Raw genomic sequence first — 15,385 nt, forward strand, 5'->3', positions numbered from 1 at the left:
TAGACCTGTAAGGTGCATCATTTGAGGCTGATTAATTAGAGTGTTTAATTGCACCTGACAGGTCTCCGCTTTAAGTAAGACCTGTCAGGATCGCGTCAACACGCTAATTATTCAGACTCAGATGGCGAACCTTACAGATCTTCCGGTAACACTTATTTCTTCATAGCCACCGAAGCGGTTTCATACAACTTACTGTGTACCTTATTTAAAGTAGCAACCGGCATTTTAATCACTTTACGGTCGTAGGTCATTAAGCCGTTTGTTTCTACTTCCACATCGGTAGTTTGGGTGTACACTGCGGCTGACAATCCGGCTTTGATGAGGTTGGGAATGCGGTTCACAAATTCTTCATAGCGTTGCAACAGCTCATCATTGTTCTTAAAACTCACATAGCCCCAGTTGTTCTTTTGCTGCCAGGTATGCCCTTCTATCGGCAAACCCAAACCGCCAAACTCACCCAATACCAATACCTGTTTGGATCCAAACAAAGAGGGATCGGGCATCAATGGCTCGGGATAGTTATGCAGATCTATGATATGTCCTACCGGTTCAAAATTACCACCGCTGGCACTGTTCACCAGGCGGGAGGGGTCCTGTTGCCGGGTTGCCTGCACAATGTCTTTTGTTTTGAATTGTCCCCACCCTTCATTGAATGGCACCCATACCACAATGCTGGGGAAATTGTACAGCTTGTCCATAATGGCGCGCCATTCGTTGCGATAGCTGCTTTCCGATTCAGCACTGCGGTTTTTATCGGTAGCCTTTCCATAAATACCGGGGCGCGATTCCCAGCGATTGCCCAGGTCGCCACTGGGCATATCCTGCCATACCAGCATCCCCAGTTTATCGCAGTAGTTGTACCAGCGGGCGGGTTCTACCTTTACATGTTTGCGGATCATATTAAAGCCCATGGCTTTTGTTTGTTCAATGTCGTACTTCAGCGCTTCGTCGGTTGGCGCGGTGTACAATCCATCGGGCCACCAGCCCTGATCGAGCGGACCATACTGAAATACAAACTCATTGTTCAGCAACATGCGTTGAATGCCGTTGTTGTCTGTACCTACCGAGATCTTACGCATGGCGAAATAGCTGCTGATATCATCAGTCTTTTTATTCTTTTGTAACAGCGATACTTTCAGGTCATATAAAAAAGGATGACTGGGCGACCATAATTCTGGATTGGAGATGGAAAGCGCGACTTCTGCACCGGGCGTGGTGGTTTGCTCTGTGATCTTTTCGGTGCCATGGTATGCAGCGATCAGTACCTGGTCGCCGGGTTGGGCATTCTCCACTTGTGCGCTGACGCGAATAACGCTTTTGTCGATATCCGGCGTTTGTTTAATACTGCTGATATAAGATTGCGGAACGCCTTCCAGCCATACGGTTTGCCAAATGCCGGTTACCGGCGTATACCAGATGCCGTTGGGATTTTTTACCTGTTTACCCCGGGGTTGCGGTCCTTCATCGCTGGGGTCCCATACCCGCACGGCGAGTTGTTGATTACCTGATTTATTCAGGGCTGAAGTAATATCTATAGAAAAAGGATCATAACCACCCTGGTGAGTGCCCACTTTCTTTCCGTTTATATATACATCGCACAACCAGTCTACCGCGCCAAAATGCAGCAGCACGCGTTTGTTTTTAAATGCGGCAGGTACGGCAACACTTCGCTGGTACCACAGCGCGCTCTCCTTCCCTACTGTTTTGGTTACGCCGCTGAGGGCGCTTTCAATGGCAAAGGGCACCAGGATCTTGCCGGCATAAGCAGTGGGGATGTTTTGTTCTGCTGCGGGCAACACGGCATATTGCCACTGTCCGTTCAGGTTGAGCCAGGTGCTACGCACCAGTTGAGGTCGGGGATAGTCGGGTAACGGTTGCTGCGGATCTACCTTTTCGGCCCAGCTGGTCATAATGTGACCTGCATCTGGTTTTGATTGGGCACACGAGGTTATCGTTATCATACTGGCAGCGAGGAATGCAATCGATCTCTTCATATACTATTTGTTTTGATCATTTCGTCTTTAGTGTATCCTATCAGACACAAGTGCCGAAGTAAGAAGTATGAAGCAGGAAGTAAGAAATTCGCGAGCTTCATACCTCTTATTTCTTACTTCCTATTCTTCATTTCCAGGCAGCATCACTTATTACAAATCAATCTTCACCATCGGTGAAAAAATCCTATCCTCCACGCCTGCTATCTTCAAACCTATTCTTGCAAATACATAATTCTGGGTGAGGGAAGGCACGGCTACACTTAAATTTACGTTATTCGGATCGGTTATGTCGCTACCGGTCATCGTTTTTACCGCCACATTATTAGCGGGAGAAACAAATGCTGTTTTATTTATATACAGACTCACCTCTTCAACATCCCGGGCCGATGCGTCGGTAATGATCTTTTCTATTTTAAAAGTACCGGCTACTTTTCCGCCCGATGCGGTCAGCTGCGGATTGCGGATCATATAAAAAGGCGTTACTTCAATATCGAGTACCTGGCTTCCCTGCATGGTGATGAAGGTGGTATCGGGGGCGCCTGCAGCCGTTTGTTTCCATTTAAAGGGCCCCTGTCCGTTCGGGATAATGAATTTATACTCGCCATTGAACAGCAGCATGGAGTAGGTACCATCGGGAGAAAAGACTGCATCAATGGGACCGGTCTTTCCAAATCCACCCTGGTATACTTCAAACTTCACCTGGTCGTATTCCAGGCCAAGCGCTTCGCCCTTGTATACTACATGGCCACTTAGCTTAGAACCAGGCGGATCGTAATTATCTTTTTTACAAGAAGCTGCTGCTATAGTCAGGAGCAACAGCATATAATTGATGTTTGATTTCATAATTGTTGTTTTTGAGATTCAAGACCTGCCAGGGCCGCTTAACCAACGGACCTTACAGGTCTTGCCATCTCCATTATTGATTTGGTTGTCTTACAATCTTCGGATTATTTGCCCTCACATTATCATCAATAAAAGAATAGTAATTCCCTAACCTGAAACGGTTGGCCCCGGTAACCAGCGTGGGCATGGCGATCTTATACAGCCATTTGCCATTGTTGGCACTGGCCGGATCGTACAACCGGTATGGCAATAAACCATATGGCTGGGTATTGCGCTTTGTAGCAGTACCGATATTGCTAAGCAGATCAACTTCCGTCATTTTATTTCCATCCCAAACCACATGCGCCAGGCGCCAGCGTTTCAAATCATACAGCACATGTCCTTCAAAGGCCAGCTCTATCCGGCGTTCGTGCACAATGCGATCGAAGGTGATGTCTGAAACAATTAAAGGAATGGTGAATCCGGCGCGGGCACGCACCTGGTTCAGATAACCGGCGGCTACATCGGGCTGTCCCAACTCAAAAGCTGCTTCGGCTGCATTCAGCAATACTTCGGCATAACGATAGCGAATGAATGGAATTTCGCTGTTGGTACCCCGTGAGCCGGCACCCGGAGTGGGATCTACATACTTGCGCAGGTAAAAACCGGTTTGGGCCGTGAATTCCTTGCCGCTTACCGGCCCATCGAAACCTACTACCTGTACGGGTGATGATTGTCCTGGTAATGTTTTCTGGGCGCCGCGGTCGTCACCAGTAACAATGGTGCCGTTGGCCAATTGATAGCCGGCCCAGATATCGACCATGCGGCCTTTAAAAGCCGAGCCGGGCAAAATAACTGTGCCCCCTAACCGTGCATCCCGGCCGGCGAATATATCGAGCTGATTAGTGTAATAAAGTGTATTGCCCAAAGCATCCGTGTTGGCGATAGGGGCAAAGGTATTATCGAGCTTTTCAAATGATTCCACCAGGTTCAGCGATGGGTTGATTCGGCCTCCCTCCTCTTCTTCTGCACCAAAACGGGGCTGCGTACTTACGGTAAAGCCATTCACCCGGCCGCTTTTCAGTTTGAAATCTTCAACCCAAATGCTTTCGGAATTATTGCTTTTATCGAGAAAGATACTGGCAAAGTTTTCCGACAGATCGGGTTTCTTATTATACAGGGCATACGCACCGGCGCTGCCGCTGATGATCTCCTTTGCTGCATTCAACGCTTTGGTATAATAACCGGTAGCCATGGAAGCCGGAATACTTACTTCCAGTCCCGATAGGCTTACCTGCGGCGTGTTAACGCCATATCTGGCAATGGAACCGGCATAAAGCGCCGCCCGGCTTTCCATAGCCAGTACAGCCGCTTTTGTCGCCCGGCTTTTTTCATTTACATTTACCGACAGGTCTTTTTTGATGGCTTCTGCTTCGCTGATCACAAAATCATAAACCTCCGATTCCTTTGCTCTTGGGTGTTGCAGGTAGGTAGGGTCGCCACTGAAATCGTATAGTAATGACTCAGTGATCAGCGGTACACCACCCATCCGTTTTACCATTTCAAAATAATAATTGGCGCGCAGGAAACGGGCTTCAGCGAGAAAGCGGGCCTTGTCCGATTCGGATAATGCTTTCGCAACAGTAGCCCGTTCAATAAATAAATTCAGATCCCGGATGTATACATAATCCCAGATACTCCATTCTTTGAACTCCCATTGATTGCGTTGCACAATATTGGCGCGGCCATTTTCGGAGGGAAAGCTTTCACTAAAATCCGCAAAGGTCACCCAACCGGTATCCAAACCGGAGAAGTCAACCTGGCGGTTATACAGGTCGGCGAGTATGGATAACGCCTGTGCCGGATCGCTGAACGCCTGCTCATTGGTGAGGATCGACGTTGGTTGTACATTCAGGAATTCGCTGTCTTTTTTACAACCGACTGCCAACAGCTGCGCGGTGGTACATATGAGGAGGAAGATCTTTTTCATAGTCATTTTTTAAAAGGAAAGATTAAGGCCTACGTTTATAAATTTGCTTTGCGGAAACTGCAACCCATTATCGTCATTCACCTCAGGATCCACTGCGTATTGTTTTACATTGTCGAACGAAAACAGGTTGTAGGCATTAATATAGAACCGGGCTCTTTCCATCTTCACCTGTTTGATGAGTTTGGTGGGCAATGAATACCCTAACTCCAGCGTACGGGCGCGTAGGTATTTTATGTTGTGCGCCCAGAAAGTGGAAGCTTTGTTGTAATTGCTATGGTCGCCATCATTGAAACGCAAGGCCGGGTATTTACCGGGGATCCAGTCACTCTTTGGATTGAATGGGTCCTGCCGGTGCCAGCGATCGAGGAAGATGGTATTCAGGTTTCCATCATTCTGAAATGGATTCCTGGTTTCCCAATTCTGAAACCACGTATAACCAGAGGCGCCAGAGAAGTCGGCCCGGAAATCGAAGCCGCCGTATTGCAGCGTAAGACTGATGCCGAAATTGATATTGGGCGGGTTGTTGTCGGCACCATAACCAATGGGCCGTTCATCAAGACTATCGATCTTGTTATCGCCATTCACATCTCTATAAATAAGATCACCGGGTAACAATGTTTTGTTGCCCTGCCCGTCGATGTTCACGGGATAATTGTTGATCTGGTCCTGCGAGGTGAACTGGCCAATGGCATCGTAGCCCCAGTTGATCCGTGTATAACGGTGTTCACCGGAGCGGCGGTATTGGTTCAGTGAATTAAAGAACACCGGATTATAGGAAGAAAGGAACTTTGACCGGGAATAAGACAGGTTACCGCTTATACTGAAACGCAATTTCTTGTAAGAACCATTATAGGTCAATGCTCCTTCCTGGCCATACTGCGCATCGCTGTTGATGTTCTCATCGGGCAAGGTATAACCGATCTCTGATGGAACCAGCACATCCGATTTACGGCCACGCAACCCGGAACGTTTACGATAGAAGTAATCGAAAGTACCGGAAAGCTTTCCATTCCATAAAGAGAAGTCGAACCCTACATCGGTCATCTTACTTTTTAACCAGGTAATATTAGTAATGGGTACGCCGCGGTCTCTTGAGCCTACCACCGGCACACCACTTAAGATGGCTATCCCCTGGTTGTAGTTATATCCCTGTACATAAGAGAATGCAGGCAGGCCCAGTTGCTTGCCATCATCACCCAGTATACCGTACGAACCGCGAAACTTGAAATCGGTTAACGGATTCTTGCCGCCTAATAACTTTTGCATAAAGGGTTCTTCGGTAATTCGCCAGCCACCAAACACCGAGGGAAAATACCCTACGCGGTTTTCGGGTGCAAACAAATACGAGGCATCGCGACGGGCCGACATCTCCAGGAAATATTTATTATCATAATTATAAGTAAGCCGGCCAATATACCCGATGCGCGCTTCTTTGTCATCACTGTCTTCATATGTATCAGCCGTGTTGAAATAAATAAGCGTGAGCGCATTGGTGCTGGGCACTGAATGGATCCTGTTACGCAGGCGTTGGTTTTTGATGCGTTCGTTCACAAAGAGCGCGCCGATGGTATGCAACCCAAAGGTGCGGTTGTAGTTGAGTTTAAACTGCTGAGTAATATTGATCTGTTTTATCTGTTCGCGTTCGCGCCAGGGATTGGTACTACCGCCGGTTGGTTTGTAGGTATCATCAAGTGGATTGTAAGTATAGGTTACGTAGGTATACTCGTGGTTATTATAATAGTAATCGGCTAAATAGTAGGAATATACGCCACTTACCGTTAACCCTTTTACATACGGCACTTCATAGTCTGCATTGAAATTGGTTTGCAGCACCCGCCAGTCGCTGTGGTATTTACCACTCCATTTATAATTCAGGTACGCCCAGTTGGTTTCATTGTGTTTGATGTCGTTCAGGTAATTCGGGTTGTCATTGGCATAAGGCCGTTCCAGCGGCGTATTGCGCATCAGGGCAAAACGGGCCAGCCAGTAATCATCTTCATAAGGCACGCCGGGGTTGTCGCGCGTTTCTATACGGCCATTGACATTCACCCCTACTTTCAGGCGGTTGGCAATTTTGGCGCTAACATTAGATTGTATATTGGTACGGTTGAATTTAAATTCACGGCCCAATACTGAATTCTGGTACAGGTGGGTGGCTGATAAATAATAGTTGATCTTATCTGACCCACCGGTAACATTCACATTTACGGAGTGCTGGGGTGCATTCTTTTTTATAATAAAATCTTTCCAGTTGAAACTCTGGTAACCGGGTTCTGTTCCGGCCTTGTATTTCTCCAGTTCTTCCGGCGTAATGGTGGTGCTGCCAAAGCGGTTGATCTCACCCTCGGCCCGGTACCGCATGTAATCGTATGAATTGGTAAGCCCTTCGGGGAAACGCATCCAGTTCTGCACCCCGGTATAGGCCTCTACATTAACGGTGTTACGGGTGCCCAGCTTACCCCGTTTGGTGGTAACGACAATAACGCCGTTTGCGGCCCGCACGCCATATACGGCTGCAGAAGCATCTTTCAGCACGGTGATACTTTCAATATCGTTTGGCGCCAGGTTGTTGAACTGGCCCACGTCCTGTTGTATACCATCGATCACGTACAACACATCACCCATATTACGTACCTGAATGTTGGCGCTGGCACCCGGGCGGCCATCCTGCATGCGGAAGGAAACGCCGGGTAATTTACCAGCTAAACTGGTACTTACCGTTGATCCGCCATGCACCATGCCAATGTCTTTATCGGTAACAGCGGCAATAGCGCCAATTACGGATGCCTTCCTGGTAGTACCATACCCTACTACGATCACTTCGCCGAGGTCTTTCTGCAGCTTTTGTAATAATATGGAGTGATAGGCCTGGTTGTTGATAGGTGTTTCCTGGTCTATATAACCCACCGATGAAATAATAAGCACCGCCGATTCGCTGGATACTTTGATGCTGAAAGCGCCATCGATGTTGGTAGTTACAGCGTTCTTTGTGCCCTTTTCCAGTACAGTGGCATTGGCTACAGCAACACCGGCACTGTCTTTGATCAGTCCGGATACAGCAAACACCGGTTTGCTTTGCGCCCAGCTGTTTATAGAAATGAAAACAAGGAATAGCAGAGAAAGAAGTAGCCTGGTTTCTGGAGGAGGCAATACATGCCTGTTTAACTTTTTCATAAAAGCAATCAGTTGTTGGTTAATAATGGCAGCTAAAGGATTTGCATCCTTTGTTTTGTTTCCAACATGAAATAAAAATTTTAGCACCAGAGCGATTATTCCCTGCGTTTCAGAATTGATTCATTTTGTTACATACGTTTTTTTTATGATCCATTCTTGCTTAAATTACCAGAATGAACTGCTTATTACGATTGTTGCTGTTGTTCGTCTTATGGCTCACTGTTAGTACCGTCAGTGGTCAGCCTTACTATTTCAAACATTACCAGGTAGAGAATGGCTTGTCGAACAATACGGTGTATTGTAGTATACAGGACAATAAAGGATTTTTATGGTTTGGCACCAAGGAGGGGTTGAACCGGTTCGATGGTTACCGCTTTAAATTGTTCCGGTCAGACAATGAAGGAAAACAATTGAAGAAAGATTTTATCTTTTGTTTGTTTGCTGATGCAAAAGACAACCTGTGGGTAGGCACGCAAAACGGGTTATACCGGTTCGATTATGCAAAAGAACGCCTGGTGCGTTTTATAGATACCCTGCCCGAGGTAAACAATATTCAAATGGACCGGCAGGGACAATTATGGTTCCAATCCTACTCCATGGTTTGCCGGTACAATTTTACTACCCGCCGCTTAACGACATTTCCGCCAGAAAAAACCATTTACGCCACCGCACTTTGTATGAGCGAAACGGGCGACATGTGGTTCGGTTCCATGGATGGTCACCTTACCCGGTTCGATACGGTGACGCAAACATTTAAAGGCACCGATGTATTTGCACACTCACCCCAAATGCCTACCTGTTTTGTTAAAAAGATCTATCCGGCCGGGAAGGATGCGATCTTTATTGGTACCACCTGCCAGGGCATAAAGCTATATAACATTTCTACCAACTCCTATACCGATCTGCTGATCTACAGTGCCGATAAAACCACCATTTATGTACGCGACATCCTGAAATATTCCGATGATGAATATTGGTTTGCCACCGAGTCGGGCATTTTCATTTATCACCTCAGTACCGGCCAGTTCACCAACCTGAAGAAACAGTTTTCCGATGCTTATTCATTGTCAGATAATGCAGTCTATACCTTGTGCAAAGACCAGGAAGGCGGCGTTTGGGCGGGCACTTATTTTGGTGGCGTGAATTATTATCCCAAACCTTATACACCCTTCACCAAATATTTTCCCGATTGCACCAATAAAACCATCAGCGGCAGCGCCGTTCGGGAAATATGCGACGACCCCGATGGTAATTTATGGATCGGTACAGAAGATGCAGGCCTGAACAAATTAAACCCGCGCACTGGTGCCTTTACCCATTATAAACCTACCGGCACCGCCACAGGCATTGCCTATCACAATATTCATGGCTTGCTGGCGCTGGGTAATGAAGTATGGGTGGGCACACTCGATCATGGACTTGATATTATAAACCGGCAAACCGGTCAGGTGATAAATCACTACGGCAGCAATGTGCACAACAATACCTTCCGCAATAATTTTATTGTGACCATGCTGCAAACCAGGGGTGGTGACGTTTATCTTGGCAGTGGTGGCGGGTTATATCTTTATCGGCAGGCCACTAAAAATTTTGAATGGTTACAGGAATCGCCTTATGGTGAATTTATCAGTTGTTTACTGGAAGACCATACAGGCATTATCTGGGCGGGCACACATAACCAGGGTGTGTTGTATTATGATCCGCTTACCCGGCATTGGGGCCGCTTGAAGAATAACCCGAATGATACCAATAGTTTATCCATCAACGATATCAATGCCGTAACGGAAGACAGTTATCATAATCTATGGATCGCCACAGAGGGCGGTGGGCTTTGTAAACTGGATGCGGAGCGTAAACGCTTTACCCGCTATACACTGCAAAACGGCCTGCCCAGTAATTTTGTGTTCAAGACCGTGGAAGACAATCACCGGCAGTTGTGGATCACTACCTCCAAAGGACTGGTAAAACTGGATACTACACAGGTCATGACCATTTATACGACTGCCAATGGATTGTTGTACGATCAGTTCAATTACAACAGCGGTTTTAAAGATGCCAATGGCACTTTGTATTTCGGTTCTATCAAAGGCATGATCTCCTTTAATCCGGAAACATTTGTGGCCAGTCAACTGGCGCCGCCGGTGTATATAACCGGGTTCCAGGTTCATAATAAAGAATTGTTGATAGACAAAGACCATTCACCGCTGCAGCAATCCATTTTATATACCAATATCCTTACGCTGCCATATGATGAATCTTCGTTCAGCATTGACTTTGCCGCGTTGAGTTATACCAGTCCGGAGATCACCGAATACAAGTATATGATGGAGGGCCTTGATAAAAACTGGACGTATCTATATACCAACCGTAAAGTATATTTTACCAACCTGGCGCCGGGCCGGTATGTGTTTCGCCTGGCAGCTGCCATCGATGGGCACTGGAGCCGGGAGAAACGACTGCAGCTCATCATTACCCCGCCCTTCTGGAACACCTGGTGGGCCTGGCTGGTATACTCCGCTATCACGGCAGCAATAGCCTGGTCGTTTATTCAAAGCTATCATAAGCGCTCGCAGGAAAGAAAAGAGAAGGAGATCTATGAGGCCAAGTTCGAGTTCTTTACCAATGTTGCGCATGAGATCCGCACGCCGCTTACTTTAATAAAAGGCCCGCTAGAGAACCTGATGGAAAAAGTGGATGAGCTGCCCGCCATCAAAGATGACGTGACGATGATGGAAAGAAATACCAACCGGCTGATGACGCTGATCACGCAGATCCTCGACTTTCGCCAAACGGAATCCAGGGGATTTAGTCTGGATTTTAACAAAGTGAATGTCACCACCCTGTTGCAGGATGTGCACGCCGGTTTTCAACCATTGGCCAGAAAGCGAAATCTGCAATTCGTGCTGTTGTTACCAGATACACCAGTCATTGCACTGGTAGATGAAGATGCACTGAATAAAATTTTCAGCAACCTGTTCAGCAATGCCGTGAAATATGCAGCGCATGAGATCACCGTACAATTGTTTCCCGTGCAAAAAGAAGACACTGGTTTTATAATTGAGTTTTCCAATGATGGGGTGTTGATACCCGCCACCATGCGGGAGCGGATCTTTGAACCATTCTATCGAATCAAAGAAAACTTAAAACAAAAAGGGACCGGCATTGGGTTAACGCTTGCACGTTCGCTTACTCAATTGCACCAGGGCAAACTACATGTAAAAGACAACACGGGCACGCTGAACACCTTTGTGCTTTTCCTACCATTACAACCACTTGTAAAAAAGAAATGATGAATCAATTACCACTTATCTTATTGGTAGACGACGAAGAAGAGATCCTCGATTTTCTGGAAAGGATCCTGCAACCCCGGTACGCCGTACTAAAAACATCGAACGGACAGGAAGCATTGCAGGCCTTGAGCGCGCATGTTGTGCAGCTGATCATCAGCGATGTAATGATGCCGGATATGGATGGTTTTGAATTGTGCTCACTTATAAAGTCGAATGTGGAGTACTCGCACATCCCTGTCATTCTGCTCACAGCCAAGAATACCATTCAGGCAAAGGTGCAGGGACTGGAATTAGGCGCAGATGCCTATATCGAAAAACCTTTTTCGAAGGAACACCTGCTGGCGCAGATGGCCAGTTTGCTGGCCAATAGAAATATGGTACGCGAGTATTTTGCCAACTCACCACTGGTGCACATCAACAGTATGGCGCATACCAAAGCCGATGAACAGTTTTTGGCCACGCTGCATGCCATTATCATCGAGCATATGGAAGAAGTAGAGCTCGATGTGGAGCAACTGGCACGGTACATGAATATGAGCCGCGTAACCCTCTATCGCAAGATCACAGCTATTTCTGATCATACCCCGCTCGAGCTGATCCATATCACCCGTTTAAAGAAAGCGGCCGAGTTATTGGTTTCCGGTGATTATAAAATGTATGAGATTGCCGCCATGACGGGATTTAGTTCGCAGAGTAATTTCACCAGGAACTTTCATAAGCAGTTTGGAGTGGCGCCTACCGACTATGCTTTACGGAAAAACAAGGACTCTTAGGTTTTAGGCGGGAGGTAAGAGGTAGGAGGTAGGACGTAGGATGTAGGACGTAGGATGTAAGAAGTACGAAATTCGGTGTTTTTCTTACTTCTTACCTCTTATTTCTTACTTCTTACTTCTTACCTCTTACCTCTCCCCCTACATCTAACACTTATAACGATTTCAGCAACTCAGGCTTCTCTTTATACGTCTTCCACAAAAACTCCCCAAACAATGTATTCGCCCAGGCGAACCATTTACGGCTGAACTTTTTGGGATCGTCTTTATGGAACGACTCATGCATGAAACCCGTATCGGCATGTGTCTTTCGTAACATGTCAATACAGGCTTTGATCTCGGCATCGTTGGTGCTGGTCAATCCGCGCATGATGATGCCCATGGGCCAGATCATATCCTGGCCTACGTGCGGTCCGCCAATACCCTCTCCCGCTGTGCCTTTAAAGAAGAATGGGTTGTCGGCGGACAATACCAGCTTGCGGGTATTTTGATAAATGGGGTCCGATGTTTTTACGGCGCCGAGATATGGCATTCCCAACAGACTGGGCACATTGGCATCGTCCATCAGATTATAACTGCCAAAGCCATTCACTTCATATGCATAAACCTTTCCATATCCTTTATGTTCCACCACGGCATATTGTTGCAATGCTTTTTCCACTTCAGTGGCCAGTGCATTTAACTGATCGGCAGTGGTGGTATCTTTTACGATAGCAGTAAACATTTCAGCAGCCTGCCGTAAACTAACTACAGCAAAGAAGTTAGACGGGATCAGGAATGAAAACAGGGTGGCATCATCACTGGGTCTGAATGCCGAGCAGATCAAACCCACTGGTTTTACCGGGTAGCCATAACCGCGCATCGGTTGCGTATCGGAGGCGTGGGGTGTTGTTCGCTGGAATTTATAGGAACCATTGCCAGTCTTGCGTTGCTGATCACGGAAGGTAGCGTAAATGGTTTTGATGGCCTGTTGCCATTGTGCATCGAAAGGAGTAGTATCGCCGCTTAGTTTCCAGTAACGGTAAGCCAGGCGGATGGGATAACACAAGGAATCGATCTCCCATTTGCGTTCATGCACGCCGGCTTTCATGTCCGTATGGTCTTTCTCCCATTCGCTTTTCTTCTCCGGATCATTATAAAATGCATTGGCAAAAGGATCCTTGAGAATGCAGGCAGCTTGTTTATTGATAACGCCGGCAATCAGCTGCTGCAGGGGTTTATCCTGCGACAAAAACGCCAGATACGGCCATACCTGGGCGCTGCTGTCGCGCAACCACATGGCATCGATGTCGCCGGTGATCACGTATGTTTCGGGTTTGCCGTTTTGTGTAGTATGAAATACAGTTGTATCGAGTGTATTGGGAAAGCAGTTCCCGAACAGCCAGGCCAGCTCGGGTTGTTTTACGTTTGCCTGGAATTCTTTGATTGCTTTTTCTACTGCTTCGCTGGTAAAATTCCGTTTATCAGCCGGGGTGCGAACTACCGGATATTGAAGGGGTGCTGCCAGGCCACGCATGTTTCCGAATAATAAACCCGCACCTGCCAGGGTGGATTGTTGAATAAAGCTCCTCCGTCTCATATAAGCAATTGTTTGGAGGTAAAGCTATGTATTTAGCAAGTAACAAGTTCATTAGTTATTCAGTTTGTCAGCGTCCCAACTTACAAACTGAATAACTAATGAATTAAATAACTTATAAACCAGCTAAGGCCTCGAGTAACATACAGGCACTAAGTTGTATAGAGCCATCTGTTTTGGGGCCATTGGGCTGTGATCGCCAGTCTGAATTGAATGTATAGTCTGGCCGGTATGTAGCTTTGGTCAATAAACTTTCACCATTTGTTTTCAGGAATTGAACATACTGGTTGCGGGTTGCACGATTAAGTTCGCGCAGGCGTGCCAATTGATTTAAATAACTAATGAAGATGCCTTTGAACAATCCGCCATCGCCAGCGCCTTCATCTTTCAGAATGCCATTGGGTGAAAACTTTTGCTGATCATTTACGATGTAGCTGGCAGTTTTCACAGCATCCTGTAAGTATTTGTTGTCTTTGGTGATGGTATAGAGTTCGAGCGCCGCGCCCAGCCAGGTACCCTGGTTGTAGGTATAAAGGCCGGTTTCGTTATAATTACCAAAGGCATCCCATACAACTCCCCTGCTTGTATCCACGAGATACACTTCCTGCCATTCGTAAATTTTCTTTGCCCAGAACAGGTAATCATCATTCTTAGTGAGTTTGAACAGCTTTGAGGCAATGATGATAGCGGGACCATTGCTGCAGGCATTTTTTGAATCGGGCGTACCGGTTTGCCACATGATGCCGCCGCCGTGGATTTTTGTCCAGCCGGCATTGATGTTATCCCAAAGAAGCTGGGCTACTTCTTTGTATTTGTTGTCATCGGTAACATCGTAAGCGTGTAAACAGGCAAGGGCCAGCCACTCCATGTCGTCATAGAAACTGTTGGTCCATTTACTGCCGTTCATTTTATAAATGCCCGACAGTAAATTGCCCATACGGGTAGCATAAGCGGGATCCTTTGTGCGGGCATACCCGTCTGCGAGCACATCGAGGGCGTGGGCGTTCCACCAATAATCGAAGGTGTCGTTTCCGTTGTTGTTGTGTCGGTAATAATTTTGGGTACCTGACCAGAACTGGGTGGTGAGTGCCTGTTGTGCACTGTCGGCGGCTTTTGACCAGTTGATCTTTGTTGTTTGTGAATAGGCGGTGGTTCCGAAAAGGATAGAAAGGGTTAAAGCAGTACTCAGGAATTGGTTCATAATAGGGCGTTTTAAATTCTAATATTAATTGATCAAACGCTTTCCATATGGACCATTGGATTTTTGGTGATTTTTCCTGAATTTAATGCATCAACTTCAAATTTACTAGTCCTTACCGTGTGCCATGCACATATATTATATTGTATAATGAATATTCTGTTAGTTTTTAACGTGGAGGTGTTGAGGAGGGATGTTAGGTTTTTTTTCAGGGAGGTATAAAAAGCAAAAAGCCTCTCGACACCAGTCAAGAGGCTTTTTACAATAAATATGGCAACTACCTACTCTCCCACATTGTTGTGTAGTACCATCGGCCATGAGGGGCTTAACTTCTCTGTTCGGAATGGGAAGAGGTGAACACCCTCGGTATAATCACCATAAGATCTTTAGTTAAGATGTTATGTCTAAACCGTAATAAGATTACATATTGGGAAGTTGTAAATGCGATCGTAATAGAACTAACAATAAATATTATTCGTATTCAAAATTGTTAAAAAAATTAAAGCGTACGGGTAATTAGTACTACTCGACTTTGATGTTACCATCTGTACATCTGTAGCCTATCAACGTC

At 46.5% G+C, this 15,385-nt stretch carries 8 protein-coding genes and 1 rRNA gene; 2 read left to right on the forward strand and 7 right to left on the reverse strand.

What is annotated here, in order from left to right; all coding sequences use genetic code 11:
* Positions 1-152 precede the first annotated feature (152 nt).
* The 4 genes from BMX95_RS32185 to BMX95_RS32200 all read right to left on the reverse strand — a co-directional run bounded on the left by BMX95_RS32185 (position 153) and on the right by BMX95_RS32200 (position 7,980).
* On the reverse strand, positions 153-1,994 hold the full coding sequence (locus BMX95_RS32185; protein ID WP_081202268.1) for a glycoside hydrolase family 2 protein: 1,842 nt from the start codon (positions 1,992-1,994) through the stop codon (positions 153-155).
* A 150-nt stretch (positions 1,995-2,144) separates the two neighbouring features.
* A complete protein-coding gene (locus BMX95_RS32190; RefSeq protein WP_081202269.1) occupies positions 2,145-2,837 on the reverse strand; it encodes a DUF3823 domain-containing protein in 693 nt (230 codons plus the stop codon).
* Positions 2,838-2,910: 73 nt separating this feature from the next.
* Complete coding sequence (locus BMX95_RS32195; RefSeq protein ID WP_090519716.1) at positions 2,911-4,806, reverse strand: RagB/SusD family nutrient uptake outer membrane protein; 1,896 nt, start codon at positions 4,804-4,806, stop codon at positions 2,911-2,913.
* 9 nt (positions 4,807-4,815) lie between these two features.
* Positions 4,816-7,980 (reverse strand): SusC/RagA family TonB-linked outer membrane protein, encoded by a 3,165-nt coding sequence (locus tag BMX95_RS32200; protein WP_090519718.1) that lies wholly within the window; start codon positions 7,978-7,980, stop codon positions 4,816-4,818.
* A 173-nt stretch (positions 7,981-8,153) separates the two neighbouring features.
* On the opposite strand from BMX95_RS32200, the gene BMX95_RS32205 reads away from it, so the two are divergent.
* Both BMX95_RS32205 and BMX95_RS32210 read left to right on the forward strand, forming a co-directional pair.
* Positions 8,154-11,270, forward strand: a complete 3,117-nt coding sequence (locus BMX95_RS32205; protein ID WP_081202270.1) for a ligand-binding sensor domain-containing protein — start codon at positions 8,154-8,156, stop codon at positions 11,268-11,270.
* Positions 11,270-12,043 carry a response regulator transcription factor gene (locus BMX95_RS32210; protein WP_342342295.1) on the forward strand — a complete coding sequence of 258 codons (774 nt, stop codon included), beginning with the start codon at positions 11,270-11,272 and terminating at the stop codon, positions 12,041-12,043. The genes BMX95_RS32205 and BMX95_RS32210 overlap by 1 nt, the downstream gene beginning before the upstream one ends.
* Positions 12,044-12,194: 151 nt before the next feature.
* On the opposite strand, the gene BMX95_RS32215 is transcribed toward BMX95_RS32210, so the two are convergent.
* The 3 genes from BMX95_RS32215 to rrf form a co-directional block, all read right to left on the reverse strand.
* Positions 12,195-13,619, reverse strand: coding sequence for a glycoside hydrolase family 125 protein (locus tag BMX95_RS32215; protein WP_081202272.1), 1,425 nt, complete (start codon positions 13,617-13,619; stop codon positions 12,195-12,197).
* Positions 13,620-13,731: 112 nt separating this feature from the next.
* A complete protein-coding gene (locus BMX95_RS32220; protein ID WP_081202273.1) occupies positions 13,732-14,817 on the reverse strand; it encodes a glycoside hydrolase family 76 protein in 1,086 nt (361 codons plus the stop codon).
* 265 nt (positions 14,818-15,082) lie between these two features.
* A 5S ribosomal RNA gene (rrf, locus tag BMX95_RS32225) occupies positions 15,083-15,194 on the reverse strand.
* Positions 15,195-15,385 lie beyond the last annotated feature (191 nt).

Origin of the sequence: Niastella yeongjuensis (assembly GCF_900110245.1) — a bacterium.
GTDB classification, from domain to species: Bacteria; Bacteroidota; Bacteroidia; order Chitinophagales; family Chitinophagaceae; genus Niastella; species Niastella yeongjuensis.